The sequence below is a fragment of the Vibrio jasicida 090810c genome (genome assembly GCF_002887615.1).
Taxonomy (GTDB): domain Bacteria; phylum Pseudomonadota; class Gammaproteobacteria; order Enterobacterales; family Vibrionaceae; genus Vibrio; species Vibrio jasicida.
This window is the reverse complement of record NZ_CP025792.1, coordinates 1,725,745-1,748,396: the sequence shown is the minus strand read 5'-3', so window position 1 is coordinate 1,748,396 and position 22,652 is coordinate 1,725,745. Positions and strand designations below refer to the sequence as shown.

20 protein-coding genes and 1 other annotated feature (1 of these 21 running past the window's edge) are annotated in these 22,652 nt (G+C 45.2%); of the genes, 15 read left to right on the top strand and 5 right to left on the bottom strand.

All coding sequences use genetic code 11. The features are described 5' to 3' along the window. Positions 1–8: a sequence feature (Thr leader region), on the top strand; it begins 112 nt to the left of the window's first position. Between the two features lie 53 nt (positions 9–61). The 4 genes from thrA to C1S73_RS08200 all read left to right on the top strand — a co-directional run bounded on the left by thrA (position 62) and on the right by C1S73_RS08200 (position 5,575). Continuing rightward, positions 62–2,521 carry a bifunctional aspartate kinase/homoserine dehydrogenase I gene (thrA, locus tag C1S73_RS08215; protein ID WP_038866338.1) on the top strand — a complete coding sequence of 820 codons (2,460 nt, stop codon included), beginning with the start codon at positions 62–64 and terminating at the stop codon, positions 2,519–2,521. 20 nt (positions 2,522–2,541) lie between these two features. Further along, entirely contained in the window at positions 2,542–3,498 is a 957-nt protein-coding gene (thrB, locus tag C1S73_RS08210) for a homoserine kinase (RefSeq protein WP_038866340.1), read from the top strand. Next, entirely contained in the window at positions 3,495–4,775 is a 1,281-nt protein-coding gene (thrC, locus tag C1S73_RS08205) for a threonine synthase (RefSeq protein WP_038866343.1), read from the top strand. The genes thrB and thrC overlap by 4 nt, the downstream gene beginning before the upstream one ends. A gap of 140 nt (positions 4,776–4,915) precedes the next feature. After that, positions 4,916–5,575, top strand: a complete 660-nt coding sequence (locus tag C1S73_RS08200) for an NADPH-dependent FMN reductase (RefSeq protein WP_038866344.1) — start codon at positions 4,916–4,918, stop codon at positions 5,573–5,575. Positions 5,576–5,686: 111 nt separating this feature from the next. Here C1S73_RS08200 and grcA read toward each other — a convergent pair whose 3' ends face one another. Next, positions 5,687–6,064, bottom strand: a complete 378-nt coding sequence (gene grcA, locus C1S73_RS08195) for an autonomous glycyl radical cofactor GrcA (protein WP_005434930.1) — start codon at positions 6,062–6,064, stop codon at positions 5,687–5,689. A 326-nt stretch (positions 6,065–6,390) separates the two neighbouring features. Here grcA and nfo point away from each other — a divergent pair, with 326 nt between their 5' ends. The 3 genes from nfo to C1S73_RS08175 all read left to right on the top strand — a co-directional run bounded on the left by nfo (position 6,391) and on the right by C1S73_RS08175 (position 9,008). Continuing rightward, the gene (gene nfo, locus C1S73_RS08190) at positions 6,391–7,278 is read left to right on the top strand and encodes a deoxyribonuclease IV (protein WP_038866346.1); all 888 of its coding nucleotides are present in this window, start codon (positions 6,391–6,393) and stop codon (positions 7,276–7,278) included. 354 nt (positions 7,279–7,632) lie between these two features. Next, positions 7,633–8,313 (top strand): uracil-DNA glycosylase, encoded by a 681-nt coding sequence (gene ung, locus C1S73_RS08180; protein WP_038866348.1) that lies wholly within the window; start codon positions 7,633–7,635, stop codon positions 8,311–8,313. Between the two features lie 143 nt (positions 8,314–8,456). Further along, positions 8,457–9,008, top strand: a complete 552-nt coding sequence (locus tag C1S73_RS08175) for a hemerythrin domain-containing protein (protein ID WP_038866350.1) — start codon at positions 8,457–8,459, stop codon at positions 9,006–9,008. A 228-nt stretch (positions 9,009–9,236) separates the two neighbouring features. Here C1S73_RS08175 and C1S73_RS08170 read toward each other — a convergent pair whose 3' ends face one another. Then, positions 9,237–9,422, bottom strand: coding sequence for a DUF3545 family protein (locus C1S73_RS08170; protein WP_038866353.1), 186 nt, complete (start codon positions 9,420–9,422; stop codon positions 9,237–9,239). 722 nt (positions 9,423–10,144) lie between these two features. On the opposite strand from C1S73_RS08170, the gene C1S73_RS08165 reads away from it, so the two are divergent. From C1S73_RS08165 to C1S73_RS08155, 3 genes are all read left to right on the top strand, one after another. Continuing rightward, positions 10,145–11,581 carry an alanine/glycine:cation symporter family protein gene (locus C1S73_RS08165; RefSeq protein ID WP_038866355.1) on the top strand — a complete coding sequence of 479 codons (1,437 nt, stop codon included), beginning with the start codon at positions 10,145–10,147 and terminating at the stop codon, positions 11,579–11,581. A gap of 108 nt (positions 11,582–11,689) precedes the next feature. Further along, complete coding sequence (yaaA, locus tag C1S73_RS08160; RefSeq protein WP_038866357.1) at positions 11,690–12,466, top strand: peroxide stress protein YaaA; 777 nt, start codon at positions 11,690–11,692, stop codon at positions 12,464–12,466. Positions 12,467–12,669: 203 nt separating this feature from the next. Then, entirely contained in the window at positions 12,670–13,305 is a 636-nt protein-coding gene (locus tag C1S73_RS08155; RefSeq protein ID WP_005434918.1) for an alternative oxidase, read from the top strand. Positions 13,306–13,365: 60 nt separating this feature from the next. Here C1S73_RS08155 and srmB read toward each other — a convergent pair whose 3' ends face one another. Both srmB and C1S73_RS08145 read right to left on the bottom strand, forming a co-directional pair. Beyond that, positions 13,366–14,589: an ATP-dependent RNA helicase SrmB gene (gene srmB, locus C1S73_RS08150; RefSeq protein WP_038866359.1), complete on the bottom strand. Its 1,224-nt coding sequence runs from the start codon at positions 14,587–14,589 to the stop codon at positions 13,366–13,368. A gap of 107 nt (positions 14,590–14,696) precedes the next feature. After that, positions 14,697–15,416, bottom strand: coding sequence for a tRNA1(Val) (adenine(37)-N6)-methyltransferase (locus C1S73_RS08145; protein WP_038866360.1), 720 nt, complete (start codon positions 15,414–15,416; stop codon positions 14,697–14,699). Positions 15,417–15,745: 329 nt separating this feature from the next. On the opposite strand from C1S73_RS08145, the gene brnQ reads away from it, so the two are divergent. Then, complete coding sequence (gene brnQ / locus C1S73_RS08140) at positions 15,746–17,059, top strand: branched-chain amino acid transport system II carrier protein (RefSeq protein WP_038866441.1); 1,314 nt, start codon at positions 15,746–15,748, stop codon at positions 17,057–17,059. Positions 17,060–17,146: 87 nt separating this feature from the next. Here brnQ and fldB read toward each other — a convergent pair whose 3' ends face one another. Continuing rightward, complete coding sequence (gene fldB / locus C1S73_RS08135; RefSeq protein ID WP_038866363.1) at positions 17,147–17,665, bottom strand: flavodoxin FldB; 519 nt, start codon at positions 17,663–17,665, stop codon at positions 17,147–17,149. Between the two features lie 158 nt (positions 17,666–17,823). Here fldB and xerD point away from each other — a divergent pair, with 158 nt between their 5' ends. From xerD to prfB, 4 genes are all read left to right on the top strand, one after another. Continuing rightward, complete coding sequence (xerD, locus tag C1S73_RS08130; protein ID WP_038866365.1) at positions 17,824–18,741, top strand: site-specific tyrosine recombinase XerD; 918 nt, start codon at positions 17,824–17,826, stop codon at positions 18,739–18,741. 61 nt (positions 18,742–18,802) lie between these two features. Beyond that, entirely contained in the window at positions 18,803–19,591 is a 789-nt protein-coding gene (gene dsbC, locus C1S73_RS08125) for a bifunctional protein-disulfide isomerase/oxidoreductase DsbC (protein WP_038866367.1), read from the top strand. A gap of 46 nt (positions 19,592–19,637) precedes the next feature. Then, positions 19,638–21,377 carry a single-stranded-DNA-specific exonuclease RecJ gene (recJ, locus tag C1S73_RS08120; RefSeq protein ID WP_038866370.1) on the top strand — a complete coding sequence of 580 codons (1,740 nt, stop codon included), beginning with the start codon at positions 19,638–19,640 and terminating at the stop codon, positions 21,375–21,377. 173 nt (positions 21,378–21,550) lie between these two features. Next, positions 21,551–22,649 (top strand): peptide chain release factor 2 gene (prfB, locus tag C1S73_RS08115; protein ID WP_096030938.1). Its coding sequence is split into 2 segments (ribosomal slippage): positions 21,551–21,625 and positions 21,627–22,649, totalling 1,098 coding nucleotides; the frame shifts between segments, so codons are not numbered across the junction. Positions 22,650–22,652: the final 3 nt, after the last annotated feature.

Here is a 22,652-nt window from a genome sequence, read left to right as displayed (position 1 = left end):
TTTTTTTATGCTTTTTTAAATGAAATTTAGACAGAATTAAGAAGATACATCGGAGGAAGGGATGCGAGTATTGAAGTTTGGCGGCTCATCATTAGCAGATGCAGATCGCTTTTTAAGAGCAGCGGATATCATTGCCAATAACGCTCAACAGGAAGACGTTGCCGTTGTGCTTTCTGCACCGGGTAAAACGACCAATAAGCTTGTTGCGGTGATCGAAGGCGCACTTCGAAACGGTGAAGCAGAGCTTCAAATCAATGAGCTAGAAGCGTCGTTTAAAACGCTATTTTCCGAAATCCAAGCGGTTGTTCCAAATGTGGATGGCACGGCTTTCGATAACCAAGTTAAAACCTCACTTTCTCAATTACGTCAATTTGTTCACGGCATTAATCTTCTTGGTATGTGTCCAAACAACGTCAACGCACGCATTATCAGCAAAGGCGAGCGTGTGTCGATTCAACTGATGAAAGCGGTACTAGAAGCAAAAGGCCAACCTGCGCATCTTATCGATCCGGTTGAGTACCTATACGCGAAAGGCGATCATCTAGAAGCGATGGTTGATGTTGAAGTCTCTACGCAGAACTTCCGCCAAAACCCGCTTCCAGAGGGCCATGTCAGCATCATGCCGGGCTTTACAGCCGGGAATGAAAAAGGTGAATTGGTAACTCTGGGTCGTAATGGTTCTGATTACTCCGCAGCGGTACTGGCCGCATGTTTGCGTGCAGATTGCTGTGAAATCTGGACTGATGTAGATGGCGTTTACAACTGTGACCCTCGCCTAGTTGAAGATGCACGCCTACTCAAGTCGCTCAGCTACCAAGAAGCGATGGAGCTTTCTTACTTCGGTGCTTCCGTTCTGCATCCAAAAACCATCGCACCAATTGCACAATTTCATATCCCATGCCTGATCAAAAACAGCTTTAATCCACAAGGTGCGGGTACATTGATTGGACAAGATACTGGCGAAGATAATCTAGATATCAAAGGCATCACGACGCTAAATGATCTAACGATGGTTAACGTGTCTGGCCCAGGTATGAAGGGCATGGTTGGCATGGCAAGCCGAGTATTCGGTGCAATGTCATCAGCGGGCGTGTCTATCGTCCTTATCACACAATCTTCTTCTGAGTACAGCATCAGCTTCTGTATTGAAGCGCAAGATAAAGCCAAAGCACAGCAAGTGTTGGCTGACGCATTTGAGTTGGAACTAAAAGACGGTTTACTTGAACCAGTCGAGTTCATTGACGATGTGTCTATTGTGACGTTGGTTGGTGATGGTATGCGTACTTCTCGCGGTGTCGCTTCTCGCTTCTTCTCATCTCTTGCTGAAGTGAATGTAAACATCGTGGCAATCGCACAGGGCTCATCTGAGCGTGCTATCTCTGCCGTGATTCCTGAAGACAAAATCTCTGAAGCAATCAAAGCGTGTCACGAGAACCTATTCAACTCTAAGCACTTCCTAGACGTATTCGTTGTTGGTATTGGTGGCGTTGGTGGTGAGCTGGTGGATCAGATCGAACGTCAACAGGCGAAGCTTGCAGAGAAAGGCATCGTGATTCGCGTGTGTGGTTTGGCAAACAGCAAAGGTCTTCTGCTTGATAGTGAAGGTCTTCCTCTAGAGCATTGGCGTGACCGTATGTCTGCTTCAACTGAAGAATTCAGCCTAGCGCGTCTGATTTCCTTGGTTCAACGTAATCACATCATCAACCCTGTGTTAGTTGACTGTACGTCCAGCGAAGCCATTGCGAATCAGTATGCAGACTTCTTAGCTGCAGGTTTCCACGTCGTAACACCAAACAAAAAAGCTAACACGGCAAGCATGGCGTACTACCATCAACTTCGCGATGTAGCGCGCAGCTCTCGTCGTAAATTGATGTACGAAACAACCGTAGGCGCAGGTCTACCGGTAATCGAAAACCTACAAAACCTAATCTCAGCCGGTGATGAGCTAGAGCGCTTCAGCGGTATTCTTTCTGGCTCTCTGTCATACATCTTCGGTAAGTTAGATGAAGGTATGAGCCTGAGTGAAGCGACAAACATCGCGAAACAAAACGGCTTTACGGAACCGGATCCTCGTGACGATCTATCGGGTATGGATGTGGCGCGTAAGCTTCTGATCCTTGCTCGTGAAGCAGGCATGTCTCTAGAACTTGAAGACGTTGTGGTTGATCAAGCTCTGCCACCAGGTTTTGATGACTCAGGCAGCGTTGATGAGTTTATGGAACGCCTGCCAGAAGCGGATGCGTACTTTAAAGAGCTGTCAGTTAAAGCAGCGGAAGAAGGTAAAGTACTGCGCTACGTCGGTGAAATTGTCGATGGTAAATGCACAGTAAGCATTGCTGCCGTCGATGAAAACGACCCGATGTTCAAGATTAAAGATGGTGAAAACGCACTGGCATTCTACAGCCGCTACTACCAACCAATTCCACTAGTATTGCGTGGTTACGGTGCGGGTACTGAGGTTACGGCTGCTGGCGTATTCTCGGATGTGATGCGTACTTTAGGTTGGAAGCTAGGGGTATAACGGCAATGAGTTCAAGTGATATGGATGTAGTGGTTTATGCTCCTGCGTCAATTGGTAATGTAAGCGTTGGTTTCGACGTTCTGGGGGCGGCGGTGTCCCCAGTTGATGGCACACTATTGGGCGACCGAGTATTGGTTAAGTCCGGAGCTGAGCCATTCAGCCTAAAAACCTCCGGTGACTTCGTTGAAAAGTTGCCTACCGAGCCAAAAGAGAACATTGTTTACGATTGTTGGGTGGTGTTTGCTCGTGAGCTAGACAAAAAAGGCGTCGAGCTAAAACCACTTGAGATGACGCTAGAAAAGAACATGCCAATTGGCTCTGGTTTAGGCTCAAGTGCATGCTCTATCGTTGCGGCATTAGATGCATTGAACCGATTCCATGGACAGCCACTTAACGAGACAGAGTTACTGGCACTGATGGGAGAAATGGAAGGCAAGATCTCTGGTGGTATTCACTACGATAACGTCGCACCATGTTACCTTGGCGGCGTACAGTTGATGCTTGAAGAGTTGGGTATCATTAGTCAAGAAGTGCCTTGCTTTGATGATTGGTATTGGGTGATGGCATATCCGGGCATCAAAGTGTCCACTGCAGAAGCGCGTGAGATCCTGCCATCTCAATACCGTCGACAAGATATCATTGCCCATGGTCGCCACCTTGCAGGCTTTATCCATGCGTGTCATTCTGGTCAGCCAGAACTTGCTGCAAAAATGATCAAAGACGTGATCGCAGAACCGTATCGTGAGAAACTGCTTCCGGGTTTTGCGAATGCACGTCAATACGCAGCGTCTGCGGGTGCATTAGCTACCGGTATTTCTGGCAGTGGGCCGACACTGTTCAGTATTTGCAAAGAGAAAGATGTCGCTGAGCGAGTTGCTCGCTGGTTAGAACAGAACTACGTACAAAACGAAGAAGGATTCGTCCACGTTTGTCGTCTAGATAAGCAGGGTTCGAAAGTAACAGGAAGTGAGCTATGAAGCTTTACAATATAAAAGAAAATGATGAACAAGTTTCCTTTGGCCAAGCCGTTCGCCAAGGGTTAGGTCGCAATCAAGGCCTATTTTTCCCATCGGAATTACCAAAATTTGAAGATATCGATGCGCTGCTTGCAGAAGACTTTGTCTCTCGTAGCACTAAGATTCTATCGGCGTTAATTGGAGACGAACTTGCAGAAGAGCAAGTGAATGCTCTTGTTGATGCTGCATTCCAATTCCCTGCGCCTATTAACCAAGTAAAAGACGGTGTTTACGCACTGGAGCTGTTCCATGGTCCAACGCTTGCGTTTAAAGACTTTGGTGGTCGCTTTATGGCGCAATCTCTTGCTGCGGTTTCGGATGGCGGCAAGATTACTATTCTGACTGCAACTTCTGGCGATACTGGCGCAGCCGTTGCGCATGCTTTCTACGGTATGGAAGACATCAACGTTGTGATTCTTTACCCGAAAGGCAAGATCAGCCCACTGCAAGAGAAGTTATTCTGTACGCTTGGTAAAAACATTCACACTGTTGCGATCGATGGTGACTTCGATGCCTGTCAGGCACTGGTTAAGCAATCTTTTGATGATTCTGCACTGCGTGAAGAGATCGGTCTGAACTCTGCAAACTCAATCAACATCAGCCGTTTGATGGCGCAAATCTGTTACTACTTTGAAGCAGCTGCGCAAATGAGCAAACAAGAGCGTGAAAACCTAGTGGTATCAGTACCAAGCGGTAACTTCGGTAACCTAACTGCTGGTCTACTGGCAAAAGCACTGGGCTTGCCTATCAAACGCTTTATCGCTGCAACGAATGCCAATGACACTGTTCCTCGCTACCTAGAAACAGGTAAGTGGGAGCCAAAACCAACAGTCGCAACAACATCGAACGCGATGGACGTGAGCCAACCAAACAACTGGCCTCGTATTGAAGAGCTGTGCCGCGTGAAAAAGTGGGGCTTGGAGACGCTAGGTAAAGGTGCTGTATCTGATGAGCAAAGCGCACAGTCAGTAAAAGATCTATACGCCATGGGTTACCTGTGTGAACCGCACGGTGCGATTGCTTACCGAGTGCTTGAAGAACAATTGCAAGACGGTGAAACCGGTCTATTCCTATGTACTGCTCACCCTGCGAAGTTCAAAGAAGTGGTGGATGATATTCTAGAATCAGACATCGACCTTCCTGCGCCACTAGCGAAGCACGCTGCGATGGAGCTGCTATCGGAAGATCTCGACGCAGACTTTGACGCACTGAAGCAAGTACTGCGCCGCGTGCAGTAAGCTTCAAAAATACAGTCAGTATCAAAAACACAAATAACGAGAGGTGAATGAGCAATCATTCACCTTTTTTATTGCCGGTAAGTTTTAACTCTCTTTATGATTGAGAAACGAACTTAACTAAATGAGATGGAAAGAGAAGCATGCATTTTTTGATTTTTCTAGGTTCGGTGAGAGACAGCACGCCACCAAGACCAGCCCGTTTAGGAATGCGAGTCAGTAGAGCGTGTAAAAAACTCATCGCGAGTCAGCATTCGCAACATACTGTCGAAATCATTGACCCATTGGGCTATGACTTTGGCGATGTGTTTAAGCCCGAGTTTGCTTATCACCGCTCTAAAGTGCCAGAACATCTGAGTGAGCTGGCAGATAAAATCAAACGTGCCGATGGGTATGTGATGGTCAGCCCGGAATACAACCATTCGATGAGTCCTGCCTTGGCAAACATGCTTAACCATTTTGGCAGTTCGCTGTTTTCCTATAAGCCAAGTGCTATCGTGACCTACTCTGCAGGGCAATGGGGTGGCGCTCGTGCTGCAGTGTCGATGCGCACTTTCTTATCCGAGTTGGGATGCTTACCCGTGTCGGCAATGATCCATATTCCAAAAGCACAAGAGGTGTTTGATGAGCACGGTGTTGTTGCGGACGAGTCGGAGCAGGCGCAGTGGGATAGCTATATGAATCGCACCCTGCATCAACTGATTTGGTGGGCAGAAGGGGCGTCATTGCAAAGAGAGAGGCTTGAACCAACCTCGTTGGCACAAGCGTTTCAGAAAGATCCTTCGCAAAGAAACGCACCTTAGAGGCGAGTTGCTTTCTGCTGTCGGAAGGGTTTAGAAGGATCCAGAAACAAAAAAAGCTTGGTCATTGCTGACCAAGCTTTTTAAATTCTAGCAAGCTAGTTTACTGAGAGATTATAGAGACTCAGTAAAAGTACGAGCGATTACGTCACGTTGCTGTTCTGGAGTTAGCGAGTTGAAACGTACTGCGTAACCAGAAACACGGATAGTTAGCTGTGGGTAGTTCTCTGGGTGTGCTACTGCATCTTCTAGAGTTTCACGCTTAAGAACGTTTACGTTTAGGTGCTGACCGCCTTCGATGCGAGGAGCTGTTTCGATTGCTACTTCACGGCTTTCGTATTCACCTAGGTCGCTAATTGCGATAACTTGGTCTGCTTCGTAAGTTGATGCTGCAGCAACACAACGCGCTTCGTTCTTCTCGCTATCTAGTAGCCAGATTGAGTTTAGTAGTTCGTCGTTAGCTGCTTTAGTAATTTGGATACCTTGGATCATCACTATCTCCTAGACCACTTACGTGGTGATTATTGGTGTTAATTTTCGAATTTTTGTCGAGCTAAGTATTATATAGCCAATATCCATTATTTTAATATTGATTTAAGTCAAAAAACAACCAAAAACCTTAATTTTCTGAAGGTGATTTTCTTGAGTTAAATCAATAAAACGTTTGAAAACATACTATTTACAATTTATTTGATAATATAAAAAATATTTAAAAGTTAATTTTGTTGTAAATTTACTACAAAACAAGCTCAAAACTTAACCTTGTTTACGCAACTGCCTGTATTTAGGTAGCCATACTGAAAGTCGAAAGTGATTAAATGACAAACATGAAAAACAAGTTTGGAAACAAATTTATTGGTGCTCACGTATCTGCGGCTGGAGGGGTTGATCAAGCGCCTCTTCGTGCTCGTGAAATTGGTGCGAATGCGTTTGCTCTGTTTACTAAGAACCAACGCCAATGGGTTGCAAAACCACTCGAAGAAAAAACCATTAGTGCGTTCAAAGCAAACTGCAAAATGCTTGGTTTCGGCGCGGAACACATTCTTCCCCATGACTCTTATCTGATTAACTTGGGTGCTCCAGAAGAAGAAAAGCGGAACAAATCCCGCGCGGCATTTATTGATGAGATGGAGCGTTGCAATCAATTAGGTTTAACGTTGCTAAACTTCCACCCTGGTAGCCACTTAAAGAAAGTGTCGGAACAGGTGTGTTTGGCGACGATCGCCGAGTCGATTAACCTGGCGCACAAAGCAGTGCCGAATGTGATCGCTGTGATTGAGAACACGGCAGGTCAGGGCACTAACTTAGGTTGGAAGTTTGAACATTTGGCTGAAATCATCGATCAAGTGGAAGACAAAGAACGTGTTGGCGTATGTCTCGATACTTGCCACACGTTTACCGCAGGTTACGATCTGCGTACTAAAGAGGATTGTGAGCATACCTTTGCTGAGTTCGACCGTATCGTTGGTATGCACTATTTAAGAGCAATGCATCTAAATGATTCAAAAGTCGAATTCGCTAGCAAGGTTGACCGTCACCACTCATTAGGCAAAGGAGAGATCGGCTGGAGCTGTTTTGAGTACATCGCTAAAGATCCACGTTTTGATGGTATCCCTCTGATTTTAGAAACAATTGACCCAGATATTTGGCAGCAAGAAATCAACACCTTACGCCAATTCCACATTGAAGAAATGGTTAATTCCTAACGGGATGGCAAAGTTGGCATCCTTCTTTCTTAGCTAAAACAATTGAGCGGTTATGCGCTTGTTTTAAACGCCTGAACTCAACGTTGTAGTTAGGCGAAGCTAGTTAGGAGGATGACAATATGTCTCGACCAGTTTCTTTTATCCCGGCGACACACTCTCGACGAGTGTTGCGTTTACCCACCCCAAATCGCCATATCACCGGACAGGGGCATTTTCGAACGCCGCAACGACATTAGCGAGGGCTCTCGTTAATGTCATGATTTTTTGAAAAGCCATCTCCAGCTGATAGTAAGTTTTTGTTTGTTTGGACTTCGCTCGGTAGAATAAAGGAAAACCCTAGGACAGGAACTTTCCATGAATCAGTTACCGACTTGGCACGATGTGATCGGCGAAGAGAAACAACAGAGCTACTTTGTAGATACCCTGAATTTTGTTGAAGCAGAGCGCGCCTCAGGCAAAGCGATTTATCCGCCAACCAAAGATGTGTTTAATGCGTTTCGCTTTACTGAATTCAATGATGTGAAAGTCGTGATTTTAGGGCAGGACCCCTATCATGGACCGAACCAAGCACACGGTTTGTGTTTCTCTGTGCTGCCAGGCATTAAAACTCCGCCATCTTTGGTGAACATGTACAAAGAGTTAGCGCAAGATATCGAAGGCTTCCAAATTCCGCAGCACGGTTTTTTACAAAGCTGGGCCGAACAAGGTGTGTTGTTACTCAATACAGTATTGACAGTAGAGCAGGGTAAAGCACATTCACACTCTAAAACTGGTTGGGAGAGCTTCACTGACCGTGTGATTGAATCGATCAACCAGCATCAGCAAGGTGTGGTGTTCTTACTGTGGGGAGCACATGCACAGAAGAAAGGTCGTTTCATTGACCGTAGCAAGCATCATGTGTTGGCCGCTCCACATCCATCGCCGTTATCTGCTCACCGCGGTTTCTTTGGCAGTAAACCATTTTCACAAGCGAACCAGATCCTGCTTCAGCAAGGTAAAGAAGCCATTAATTGGCATTTGCCTTTAACGGTGTAAATCTCACTTTTCCTCTTATATAAAGAGGTAATTCTCAGTACAGCGATCGTGACACAACGATCGCTGTTTTTTTGAACATCGTCGAATCAGATATTAGGTTTCTCATATACACTTATAGAAAGTAGGTGTTAAGGAGAGACGCTATGATGATCGAAAGAATTCGACGAGAACACGGCTATATGGTCCGTTTACTGGCGATATTGCGCCATAAATTAAATGAGATTAAACAAGAGAATGCCATCAATTATGCGTTGGTGAGCGAAATCGTAGATTACCTCTCTAACCATTCTGAAAAAATCCACCACCCTAAAGAAGACATTCTCTACCATTACTTCCTAAAACAGTACGGTCAGCAGAAGATAATTGAGAACTTAGAGCTTGAGCATCAAGTGTTGGCGAGCAAAACCAAAGAGTTCTCACTGTTGATAGATATGATCTTGCAGGATGCGGTTGTCCCTCAAGAAATGTTCATTAATCAGCTAGAAGACTTTATTGTGACGCAAAAACGCCACCTTGAGTTGGAAGAGCGTCAGGTACTGCCTCTTATTGAAGAACTATTTACCTCGGACGATTGGCAATATGTAGAAAGCCTATGGCATCAGAGTGAAGATGATCCAGTATTTGGTAGTACTATTGCAGATCGCTATAAACAATTGGCTGAACGAGTGCGTCAGAACGATGTAGAGTTCGTTTAAAGCGAATTATGACAAGGTAAACGATTGCTTTAGCGCGGTTTATTTTGCGTTTTCTTATTTGATGAGAATTAAGGGTAAATTGGATTCTTACAAATAGGGCAGAATTTTGAGGTAAATTCTCAATCAATAAGAATGGGTGTTATAGGGCGAAATTCAACGCAAAAACACCCATCAAATTCATAGGTCTATAAATGACAAAAGGCACCCACGAGGTGCCTTTTGTCTAAATTATAGTTTGATATCTTCTAGAGAGATGTCGTGACAGACATCCAGTTCACGCAGTTCCTTTAGCAAATTACGTCGATCGTTTATTTCTTCTATTTCTCGCCACTTACGCTTCAATGGTTTCGCACGAGATTTTGATGTTGAGGTAGTATCCAGACCAAATAGGTCATCGAGTTGAAAGCCTTCCATAAGCCACCTTTACCTTTCTATATCTAAACTGTTGTAACCAGTCCTTGTGGAGCTTTTTAAGTACCACAATAGACGTGAGGATAACCATGATATATTTCGCATTTGTGTCGGTAACATGACATTTTCGCGCAAAAATACTCACAGAATCACATTTTGCATGGGGACGGAGTGTGCAAAAAATAAGCGAACGAACTCACGAAAACGATTAAATGAAGAGATTTGGTATGTTAATTCGAGCGACAGATTTTACTTAAATTTTGAATACTAAGGTTGCATAGCATCGCTTTGATGAAAATGTATCCAATCGTAACAGAGTGAGGTCATTAAAATTTGTCAGATACCTTGTGGTTGCTAGCCTCGCTAAAAATAAATGGGATGGTGTTTTGTTAACGATTGCGGGGCTATTTATGTTGAGTTTTGATAAACGCAATGTTGCTGCTTGTGAGCAATAAGTTTTCATTTTATGTTAATCAATAGTGACTTTATAGTGAAAAATAACAAGCTTATTTTACTGATTGCATATTGATTTTTGCTTGTCGAGGCTGCATTATCCGCCCGTCAAAAAATACGCTGGTACGTAAAATGGATGCATGAAGCGACGTTTACGATTCTAGATTGCGAAATAAACATTATTCAAAAAGCTAAGCAGACTTTGACACTTAGCATGCAATCTGGTGGATGGCTCGGAAGCAAAGACTGGCGCAACTCACTTTGAGGTACACATGACAGACTTAATCAATTTGATGAACGACCTCCTTTGGGGCTCGATTCTTGTTTATCTTCTTGTTGGTGTAGGAATCTACTTCACCGTTCGATTGGGATTCATTCAATTCCGCCATTTCGGCCACATGTTCTCTGTTCTAAAGAACAGTCGTAAAGCAGACAAAGCTGGTATCTCTTCTTTCCAGGCGCTTTGTACTAGTCTTGCTGCACGTGTTGGTACGGGTAACATGGCGGGTGTTGCAGTTGCACTGACTGCGGGTGGCCCTGGTGCAATCTTCTGGATGTGGTTGATTGCGATGCTTGGTATGGCGACGTCGTTTGCAGAAAGCACACTGGCGCAGCTATACAAAACCAAAGATGATGATGGCAACTACCGCGGTGGTCCTGCTTACTACATGGAAAAAGGCTTGGGCATGCGCTGGATGGGCGTATTGTTCTCAATTTTCCTAATCATCGCTTTTGGTTTGGTATTTAACGCCGTTCAAGCAAACTCTATCGCGAATGCAATGAGCAACGCATTTGGTTGGGATGACCTTTACGTAGGTATCGCAGTTGTTGCTTTGTCCGCTGTCGTTATTTTTGGTGGTATTAAGCGTATCGCGAAAGTTGCTGAGTTGGTTGTTCCTGTAATGGCTCTGGCTTACCTCGTTCTTGCGATGTTCGTGATGCTTTCTAACTTAGAGAAACTACCAGACGTTCTAATGCTTATCTTCAAGAGCGCATTCGGCCTGCAAGAAGCTGCAGCTGGTGGTCTTGGTTATGCCATCGCACAAGCGATGATCAACGGTATCAAACGAGGTCTATTCTCGAACGAAGCGGGTATGGGTTCTGCGCCAAACGCGGCAGCATCAGCAACGCCTTACCCACCACACCCAGCATCTCAAGGTTACGTACAGATGCTAGGCGTGTTCATGGATACGATCGTTATCTGTTCGGCGACAGTTGCTATTATCCTGATGTCAGGTGAGTACGTAGGCCAAGCAACAGAAGTGACCGGTATTGAGCTAACTCAGCGTGCATTGAGCTCGCAAGTGGGTGATTGGGGCGGCATCTTTGTTGCGGTTGCGATCTTCTTCTTCGCATTCACCTCAATCATTGCTAACTACTCATACGCTGAAACAAACCTTATCTTCCTAGAGCACAACCATAAAGCGGGTCTAGGCATCTTCCGTATCGTTGTACTAGGTATGGTTATGTTTGGTGCGTTAGCTTCTCTGCCTGTGGTTTGGTCGCTTGCTGACGTCTCTATGGGTCTGATGGCGATTGTGAACTTGGTTGCGATCATCTTGCTATCTGGCATCGTGATTAAACTGGCGAAAGACTACAACCGCCAGTTGAGTGAAGGTAAAGTGCCAACGTTTGATCCGAATGACTTCCCTGAGCTGAAATCTCAGCTAGAGGAAGGTATTTGGGACAACAACAAGAAGGCAGACTAAGTCGCTTAATCATTGTTGAAAGCTATCAACACGATTCAAAAAGCCATGCAGACAATGCATGGCTTTTTTTGTACCCTAATAGAAAACAAAATTAGGGAAGTTAAAGTCATGCTTATCGTCGTTTCTCCAGCTAAAACGCTTGATTACGAGTCTCCACTTGCAACCGAGAAGTTTACTCAACCAGACTTGGTTAGCTATTCAAAAGAGCTGATCGAGGTATGCCGTAAATTAACACCTGCCGATGTTTCGTCACTGATGAAAGTGAGCGACAAAATCGCTGACTTGAACGTTGGCCGTTTCCAAGAGTGGAGTGAAACCTTCACGACAGATAACGCTCGCCAAGCGATTTTGGCGTTTAAGGGCGATGTGTATACAGGTCTTGAAGCGGAAACTCTTTCAGATACCGATTTCGATTACGCACAAGGTCATCTACGTATGCTGTCTGGCCTTTACGGCCTGCTTAAGCCGCTTGATTTGATGCAGCCATACCGTCTTGAAATGGGCACTAAGCTAGCAAACGAAAAGGGCACTAACCTCTACCAGTTCTGGGGTAATGTCATTACCGATAAGCTGAATGAAGCGATTGCTGAGCAAGGCGACAACGTGCTGATCAATCTTGCATCGAACGAATACTTCAAAGCGGTGAAGCCAAAGAACTTGGATGCTCAAGTGATCACACCAATCTTCAAAGATTGTAAGAATGGTCAATACAAGGTGATCAGTTTCTACGCGAAGAAAGCGCGCGGTATGATGGCTCGCTACATCATCGAAAACCGTATCGAAAGCGTTGCTGACCTCACTAAGTTTGATGTTGCGGGTTACTACTTCGTTGAAGAAGAGTCGACGCCAACTGACTTGGTGTTTAAGCGCGAAGAGCAAAACTGATTGAAGTAAGTGAATCGCGAGTTGATGACTCAGCGAAATAAAGTACGCCAAAAAGCCGGATAGTTATCCGGCTTTTTTTATGTCTGTTAAACCTGATCTAAATCGGACTTTATTACATAAAAATTTTATTCATTAAAAAATAGTTGAGTGCTAAGGTTTAAAGTTGTATTTTAAATGCAACTTTAAAATAAAGGAGTTCTCCTATGTCAGACTTCAAGCTCACACACAAAAAAGCCTCTAAGTTATCGGAGTACATTGCACTACGTATTACCAAGTTGCTGAAATTCACTCTGAACATCTTTTATGGCAAGAAATACGCGAAGCGCGCTGTGATTCTCGAAACAATCGCCGCTGTGCCAGGTATGGTGGCTGGGATGTTCAATCACCTCAAAGCGCTGCGTCGAATGAAAGACGATGAAGGATGGATCCGAGAACTCCTTGATGAGGCCGAAAACGAGCGCATGCACCTAATGATTTTCCTCGACATTGCCAAACCAAGTTTGGTTGAGCGTTTATTGGTGTTGCTGGGACAAGGTGTTTTCATTGTTGTGTACAGTTTCATCTATCTGCTTTCTTCTAAAATTGCTCACCGTGTTGTGGGTTACTTCGAAGAAGAAGCGTGTAATAGCTACACTGAGTACCTAGAGAAAATTGATAGCGGGGAAGTGGAGAATGTACCAGCTCCGACTCTGGCGATTGACTACTACAAGCTGCCTGCTGATGCGATGCTAAGAGACGTGATTTTGCGTATTCGAGAAGATGAAGCGGGGCACCGTGATCGCAACCATGGCTTCGCTGATGCCTATGAAGATAAAACTCTACCAGCTCATCAATTATAGATGAAAAACAAAAAGAGCCGCGATTGCGGCTCTTTTAGATTTGGAATCAATCAGACGTGATTACTTCTTCTTAGCGGTTTTCTTTTTCGCTACTTTCTTCTTGTCGTCTTTTTTCTTTTTCTTCTTAAACACTGGTTTTTTGTGTTTAGGGCGCATCTCTTTGATGAAACGCTCTTTGATGTCTTCTTTTACGTAACGTGCAACACGCTCCATCATTGGCTGGTCGTGCGCTTCTACGATAGAAATTGCGTTACCTTTTTTACCTGCACGCGCGGTACGGCCAATACGGTGAAGGTATACGTCAGCTGTGCGAGGCATGTCGTAGTTGACAACGTGTGATACGTCTGGAAGGTCGATACCACGAGCAGCAACGTCAGTGGCAAGCAGTACGTTCACAGCACCTTCACGAAAGCGTGCAATGGCATTGTTACGACGATCTTGCGGCATTTCACCTTGGATCCATGAACAAGGAATCTGCGCACTTTCTAATTGGCCACGCAACTCAGCTAGACGCTCACGAGTCTTCAAGAACACAATTGTGCGTTCTGCTTGCTCTGTGATGATGTGTTTTAACAGTTCTAGCTTATGTTCTGCTGTGTCGGCACGGTGATACCACTGAGCAATTTTTTTGCGCTCACGCAATGGTGATTTTGCATCGATCTCTGCTGGCTCGTTAAGTAGGTCTGCTGTGAAGCCTTCTACGCCTTTACCTTCTAGTGTTGCGGAGAACAGAAGGGTTTGCTTACGCCAGCGACATTCGTTTGATAGACGGTCTACCGTTGGTGCGAAGCCCATGTCTAGCATGCGGTCTGCTTCATCCAGCACTAACCATTCAATGGCACGACAGTCAAAGCGCTCTGCATCAATGTACTCACGTAGACGACCCGGTGTAGCTACGACGATGTCTTGCGTTGTTGCAAGAATATCGGCGTGCTCTTGGTACTGAACACCACCAGTGATGGTGAAGATATTCAATTTTGTGTTCTTTGCAAGCGCACGCGCTTGATCTGCAATTTGCATAGCAAGTTCACGTGTTGGCGTCAGGATCAGGATACGAGCAGGTCCAGGCTTGCGACGAGGGAAGTCTTGCAGGTATTGCAACGCAGGCAGTACGAATGCTGCCGTTTTACCTGTGCCAGTTGGTGCTGACGCTAGAATGTCACGACCATCCAACGCTTGTGGAATCGCCTCAGCCTGAATTTTAGTTGGGCGTTCGTAGCCCATCTCTTCGATGGCTTCAAGTAGGTTTGGGTCTAGATCAAGTTCAGCAAAGGTTCTGATCACAATGAGTTCTCCACAAGCAAAGCTTGGTTAATGGTTCGCCGCAGCAGCATAGAATATAAAAAGGTCGCACATTATAAAGTGATTGGTGACAAGGATCACATGTTATTTCACATCTTAAGATAAAACTCGTGAGTTAGACGGATAAATTCTTCGTCATAACCCTGATTTGAGTGGATGGTCAATTGTGATTCTTCGGTGTAGCAGACCTTTTTCGATAACTCAAATAGTACACGATGCACCGCTTTTTTCTGTGATGGTTGCACGTAGCATAGACGTGATACATACCAGTTTTGTGTTTTCGCCATGACAATAAACTGCTCACCTTCGGTGATTGGCAGAACAAAACTGGCTTTGCCGTCTTCTTCAAGTAAGTCATAGCAACACGCTAATAACGCACGATGTTGCAATGTGTCGGTATGTCGGGCGGTGGCGCGCTGAGCCAGCTTTGATTGCTCACCATTGTTGAAATAGGGCGGATTACAAATGATGTGCTGAAAACGTTGCGTTGGTTCAAACGCTAATACATCGGTGTGCAAAACGGTTAATCGGTCAGCCCAAGGTGAATGCGTAAAGTTGGTCTGGGCGGCTTCTACTGCGGTTGATTCGATGTCCACCGCGGTGATCATCGCGCCTGAAAAGCGTTGTGCGCACATTAGAGCCAACAGACCCGTACCAGTACCAATGTCCAGAATTTTACTCTGTGGTGAGCAATTTGCCCAAGCGCCCAGCATTACGCCATCGGTACTGACAGGCATGCCACTTTCACCACCATCGATGGAAAATTGCTTAAACTTGAAGCCTTTAGTCTTGAATGTATCGCTCTTCATGATTGTTTTATATTTACTCAATAATAGAGTTAAATGCTCTATTGTTTCTAAATTGTATGGTTTGTTATCTTGTTGGTTATTAATTTGTATTGCTTTTTGATCGAGATAAAGAACTGGTCATAAATATCAATGTAGTGATATCCACTGCTTTTGAGTTTGCAAACTAAATTAATATGGTGTTTTTTTCTTAAAGGTTGCCAAATGATGGGTCTTTCGTCATTATGCGGCGGAAAATTTATAGATTGAACCACAGATACTCATTTTATTTGGGTATACAAAAAGTGGTCGATGCATACACAACATTCATCAATTCAGAAAAAGGGTTATCTGTGAAGCAGACGTTAAAACTAACAGATATTATCGCAGTAGGCTTTATGCTATTTGCGTTCTTTTTGGGTGCTGGCAACATCATCTTTCCACCTCTAGCGGGTCAGCTAGCCGGTGATCATTTGATGCCAGCAATGTTTGGTTTCTTGCTAACAGCGGTAGGTCTACCTCTTATTACTATCGTTGCTATTGCTGTTGCAGGTGGTTCTTGGGATCATCTAACGCAAGACCTTCCTAAGAAAGCAGCAGTACTTATGGCTGCGCTTATCTTCATCATTATCGGTCCTGCATTTGCAGCGCCGCGTACTGGTCTCGTGGCTTACGAAATGGCAATCAAGCCTTTCTTCGTTGACGCGACACAAGCACACCTTACGTCATTCTCTATCCTGTTCTTTGCAGTAGCGATGCTATTTGCTTGGTTCCAAGGTCGTCTGATTGACTTGATCGGTAAAGTGTTAACGCCAGTTTTGTTCCTTGGCCTTATCGTACTTGCTATTGCGGTATTCGTTGATCCGCAAGGTGAGATGATGGGTGCGCATGGTGAGTACTTAACGCAGCCACTAACCAAAGGTTTCCTTGAAGGTTACAACACCATGGATACGTTCGCATCGCTAATGTTCGGTATGCTAATGGTGGATGCACTGCGCAGTAAAGGCATCACTGAGCGTGCTGCAACGACGAAATACCTAATTTGCGCAGGTTGTATTGCAGCAGCAGGTCTGGCGTTCGTATACATCTCATTGTTCTACCTAGGTGCGACGAGTGCAACTATCGCAGCTGGTGCAGACAACGGTGGTGCAGTACTAAGCCAATACGTTCAGGCACTATTTGGTCCTTACGGTCAGATTGTTCTTTCAATCATTGTATTATTGGCGTGTTTGACGACGGCGATCGGCCTTATCTCTGCATGTTCAGACTTCTTCAGCTCTAAGACGAAACTGACTTACAAGCAATGGGTTATCATTAACGGTGCCGCTTGTGCACTGATTGCGAACGTAGGTCTATCACAGCTGATTTCGTTGTCAGTTCCTGTATTGTTTGCGCTGTACCCAGTAGCAGTCGCATTGGTTGCGCTAACGTTTGTACGTAGCAAGCTACCAAACCCGCGTGTGGCATACCGCTCTGTGTTGCTAGTATCATTATTGTTTGCATTGATTGATGCAGCGAAAGTAGCAGGTCTAGACGTTTCAGCATTCAACATGCTACCACTGTTCGAAGTGGGCATGGGTTGGGTTCTACCAACGTTTGCAGCAATTGTTTGCATGTTCTTTGTAGCTAAGTCTTCTCAACCTGAGTTGACAGAAGAAGCGGCATAACTGCTGACTCGCAAGATTAAAAAAGCCCGGTGAAGTGATTCACCGGGCTTTTTATTTGTCTGTCGTTTTATCAGGGTTTATGCGGACTTATAGCGTGTCGTGAAACTCAACCAACACTTGCTCACACCATTTCTCGATGCGTTCGTCACTCAATTCGTACTGGGAATCTTCATCTAATGCCAAGCCAACAAATTGACTACCATCTTCTGTTAAAGCTTTTGATGCCTCGAACTCATAACCTTCATTTGGCCAGTAACCGATAAACTGCGTCCCCGTTGCTTTGAGCTCGTCATGAAGTAGGCCCATCGCATCAAGGTACCATTCGCCGTAGCCTTCTTGGTCACCCAAGCCAAACAGTGCAACTACTTGGTCTTTTAGAGGTGTGGTTGCAATGTCTTCCCAAATAGCACTCCAATCTTCTTGGATTTCACCGAAGTCCCAAGTAGAGATACCAATCAGCAATAAATCGTAGTCTGCCATCAGTGACAACGGTGTCTCTTTCACGTTGTGAATATCGACAAGGTCTGCGCCAATGATGTTGCGAATTTTCTCTGCTGCCATTTCGGTGTAGCAGGTTGTTGAGCCGTAAAAGAGTCCGATTTTCATTATATTCGTCGTTTTTTGTGTTGCTGTTGTGGCAGATTCTAACCATAAATTGAAGAAGATTGCAGCGAATATCCCGAGGGAGATGATTTTTTTATGGTATTGGCTTGGCTGTTGCCTTACTCTCAATACTGTAAATATAAACAGATAAGGACGCGTTCATGACGGCACAACAGCCTGTCAATCAACAAGATTTTGGTCTTGTTGAACAATTCTTAGATGCAATGTGGATGGAGCGTGGTTTATCAGAGAACACACTAGCTTCTTACCGAAATGACTTAATGAAGCTGCTCGTGTGGATGGAGCAACATCGCTACCGACTCGATTTTATCAGCTTGTCAGGTTTGCAAGAGTACCAGAGTTACCTTGTTGATTTGGATTATAAGCAAACGTCCCGCGCGCGTATGTTGTCGGCGATTCGTCGTTTATTTCAATACATTCATCGTGAAAAAGTACGCGCGGATGAACCAAGTGCGCTATTGGTGAGTCCAAAGCTGCCTCAACGCCTACCAAAAGACATCAGTGAAGAACAAGTGGATGCTTTGCTTGAAGCGCCAGACCCGAATGACCCAGTAGAACTGCGTGATAAAGCCATGCTAGAGCTGCTCTATGCGACGGGGTTGCGTGTGACAGAGTTGGTCAGTCTGACAATGGAAAACGTCAGTTTGCGCCAAGGGGTAGTGCGCGTGACGGGTAAAGGTGGTAAAGAACGTCTTGTACCTATGGGGGAGAACGCCGTCGATTGGATTGAAACTTTTATCCAGCAAGGTCGGTCTGCTCTATTGGGAGAGACTACGTCAGATGTGGTATTCCCAAGTAAACGTGCCAGACAAATGACCCGTCAAACCTTCTGGCACCGTATCAAGTACTATGCTGTTATTGCAGGTATTGATACTGACCAATTGTCGCCACACGTTTTACGTCATGCATTTGCAACGCATTTATTGAACTATGGCGCAGATCTCAGGGTCGTACAGATGCTGTTGGGGCATAGTGACTTATCGACCACGCAAATTTATACTCACGTGGCGACTGAGCGATTGAAACAAATCCACAGTCAACACCACCCAAGAGCATAATGATGGTTTGTTTCATCCATTGTCTCATTGGATGAAAGGATTTTATTTTAAGGTGAATTTAATGAGCGTATTACGCCGACTAACTCTGCTGACTTTACCGTTTTTCGTTACCGCTTGTGGTGCTGAAGAAAGTCAGGCAAAAACGGAAACTCCTGCACAACAAGTCGCACCAGCGGCAAAGCAGAACTTTGATGAGGCAGCGCTAAAAGCGAAGTTCTCTAAATTGGGCGTATCTATTCTTGATATCAAACCATCAGACGTTGCTGGATTATTAGAAATTCAAACTAATGGTGGTGTGCTGTTCGCATCAAACGATGGTAATCACTTTATTGCCGGTACGCTTTACGCCATCGATGATAACGGTGGTTACAAAGACGTAATTGCTGAGCGTCAAGCACCTCTAAACGCAGAGAAAATTGCCAAGTTTTCAGATAGCGTGATCGAGTACAAAGCGGACAATGAAAAGTACGTAGTGACGGTCTTTACTGACATCACTTGTGGTTACTGCGTGCGTCTGCACAGTCAAATGCAAGGTTACAACGATCTGGGTATTACCGTGCGTTACATGGCTTACCCTCGCCAAGGTGCAACAGGTTCTGTCGCTGAGCAAATGGCAACCGTTTGGTGTGCTGAAGATCCTAAAGCAGCAATGCACAACGCAAAAGTTGATCGTTCATTTGGTAACCCAGCGAAAGATCTTAAGCAATGTAAAGAAACGATTAAAGCGCATTACGATCTAGGTCGTGAGCTTGGTATTTCTGGTACGCCAGCTATTTTCCTACCAAACGGTGAGCTAGTTGGTGGTTACTTACCACCAGCAGAACTGCTAAAACGTTTAGAGCAACAATAATCCTTTAAGGAGCAGAGTCAGCGGTATTCGCTGGCTCTTTTCAAACATGATAGAAATTCAACGACGTCCCGAACCGGACCTTTCTCTTCTTCCTGATTCTATTCCTGCGATTCTCAAACGTATCTACATTAACCGTGGTATCACGGATGTGGCGCAGTTAGAGACATCTGCTCGTGGTTTACATTCTTACCAACAACTTGGCGGTATCGATAAAGCGGTCGAGCTTTTATTCCAAGCGATCGAAGAGAAAAAACGCATTATTGTCGTAGGTGACTTTGACGCTGATGGCGCTACTAGCTCGGCTCTGTCGGTACTTGCATTGCGTATGCTTGGTAGCAACAACGTCGACTACTTAGTGCCGAACCGCTTTGAAGATGGCTATGGCCTGAGCCCTGAAGTCGTGGACCAAGCCTTAGAACTCGGCGCTGAAATGATCATGACGGTCGACAATGGTGTGTCGTCGATTGAAGGTGTTCGCTATGCCAAAGAAAATGGCATAACGGTACTGGTCACCGATCACCACTTACCGGGGCAAGTGCTACCGAATGTCGATGCAATGGTTAACCCGAACCTCGACAGCTGTGCTTTTCCATCGAAAGCGTTAGCAGGGGTTGGTGTTGCTTTCTATCTGATGATGGCACTTTGCGTGTACATGCGTAAACAGAATTGGTTTGCACTACAAGGTATGCAAGAACCAAAGCTTATGGAGTTGATTGACCTTGTTGCGCTTGGCACCGTCGCTGACGTTGTTCCACTCGACGAGAACAACCGCATTCTTGTACACCAAGGCTTGCAGCGCATCCGTGCAGGTAAAGCACGTCCTGGTATTCAAGCGTTGATCGAAGTGGCGAAGCGCGATGCGCGTCGTTTGGTTGCGTCTGATTTTGGTTTCGCTTTGGGGCCACGTATTAACGCTGCCGGCCGTCTTGATGACATGTCATTCGGTGTTGAACTACTGATGAGCAATAACATCCACGCTGCGCGCCGCATGGCAAGTGAATTGGACGGACTTAACCAAACTCGTAAAGAGATTGAAGAGGGCATGAAACAAGAAGCGATGGCTTTCTGTGAGCGTCTTCAGTTTGGTGAAAACAGTGAACTGCCATACGGCTTGGCACTTTTCCAACGTGATTGGCACCAAGGTGTGATTGGTATTCTGGCTTCACGTATTAAAGAGAAGTTCCACCGTCCTGTTATTGCTTTTGCTGATGGTGGAGAAGGGACGATCAAAGGTTCTTGTCGTTCGATTCCTGGCTTACACATGCGTGATGCATTGGACTTTATTGATACGCAAAACCCAGGTTTGATCATCAAATTTGGTGGTCACGCAATGGCGGCAGGTTTAACCATCAAAGAGCAAGACTTTGAGCGTTTTTGTCGTCTATTCGATGGTGTTGTTAAAAAAGAACTTGATGAAGCGGCGCTAAAAGGCGTGATCATGTCTGATGGTGAGCTCAAGCCAGAAGAATTTTCTATGCACATTGCGGAGCAACTGCGCTCAGGTGGTCCATTTGGTCAGGCTTTCCCAGAACCTATCTTTGATGGCGAGTTTAAAGTATTACATCAAAAGCTGGTCGGAGAAAAACACCTTAAGCTAATGTTAGAGCCACTGCATAAAGGTCACCCAACGAATGTGATGATCGATGGTATTGCCTTCAACGTTGATTTGCGTCGTTGGCCAGATGCCTCGGTCAAAACGGTACGTCTCGCGTATAAGTTGGATGTGAATGAGTTTCGTGGTAATCAATCGTTGCAATTGATGATTGACTACATCGAAGCCAAGTAAAGTCAGGTTTTACACTTTATATAGAGTACGGTCGCCTTTAAGTGGGGCAAAAATTTTATGACCGTGCTCTCTCTAATTGCAATCTGATTTCCCAGCCGAAATTTTCCTGTATCTCCGTCACATTTTTGAGTAGAATTTCTCGGTTAAATTCTATTCTAAAATGTTGAGCAAACATGTTTGAAATCAATCCAATTAAAAACCGTCTTCAGGACGTGTCTGAGCGCACGAATGTCCTGAGGGGGTATCTTTGACTATGACGCAAAGAAAGAGCGTCTAGAAGAAGTCAACGCAGAACTTGAACAACCAGATGTATGGAACGAGCCAGAGCGTGCGCAAGCACTAGGTAAAGAACGTGCATCTCTAGAAGCGGTTGTTGAAACTATCGTTCAACTAGAACAAGGTGTAGAAGACGTTGATGGTCTTCTAGAGCTTGCGGTTGAAGAAGAAGATCAAGAAACGTTTGACGAAATCGAACCAGAACTTGCTGAGTTGGAACAGAAGCTAGAACAGCTTGAATTCCGTCGTATGTTCTCTGGCGACCACGACAGCTCTGATTGCTACATTGACTTGCAAGCAGGCTCAGGTGGTACCGAGGCACAAGACTGGACCAACATGATGCTACGTATGTACCTGCGTTGGGCTGAAGCAAAAGGCTTCAAGGCAGAGGTTATCGAAGTGTCTGAAGGTGAAGTCGCTGGCCTTAAAGGCGCGACAGTTAAGATTTCTGGTGAGTACGCTTACGGTTGGCTACGTACGGAAACAGGTGTTCACCGCCTAGTACGTAAATCGCCATTCGATTCAGGCGGCCGTCGTCATACGTCATTTGCTTCTGCGTTCATCTACCCTGAGATTGATGAAAACATTGCTATCGACATTAACCCTTCTGACCTACGTATCGATGTTTACCGAGCGTCAGGTGCAGGTGGTCAGCACGTCAACACGACTGAATCTGCGGTACGTATTACACACGTTCCAACGAACACCGTTGTGCAATGTCAGAATGACCGTTCTCAACATAAGAACAAAGATCAGGCAATGAAACAGCTTCGAGCGAAGCTATTTGAGCTTGAATTGCAAAAGCAAAACGCGGAAAAACAAGCTAATGAAGACGCTAAGTCTGACATTGGCTGGGGTAGCCAGATCCGTTCTTACGTATTGGATGACTCACGCATTAAAGACCTCCGTACGGGCGTTGAAAACCGTAATACACAAGCGGTTCTTGATGGCGATCTGGACAAATTTATTGAAGCTAGCCTGAAATCAGGTCTATAAAGC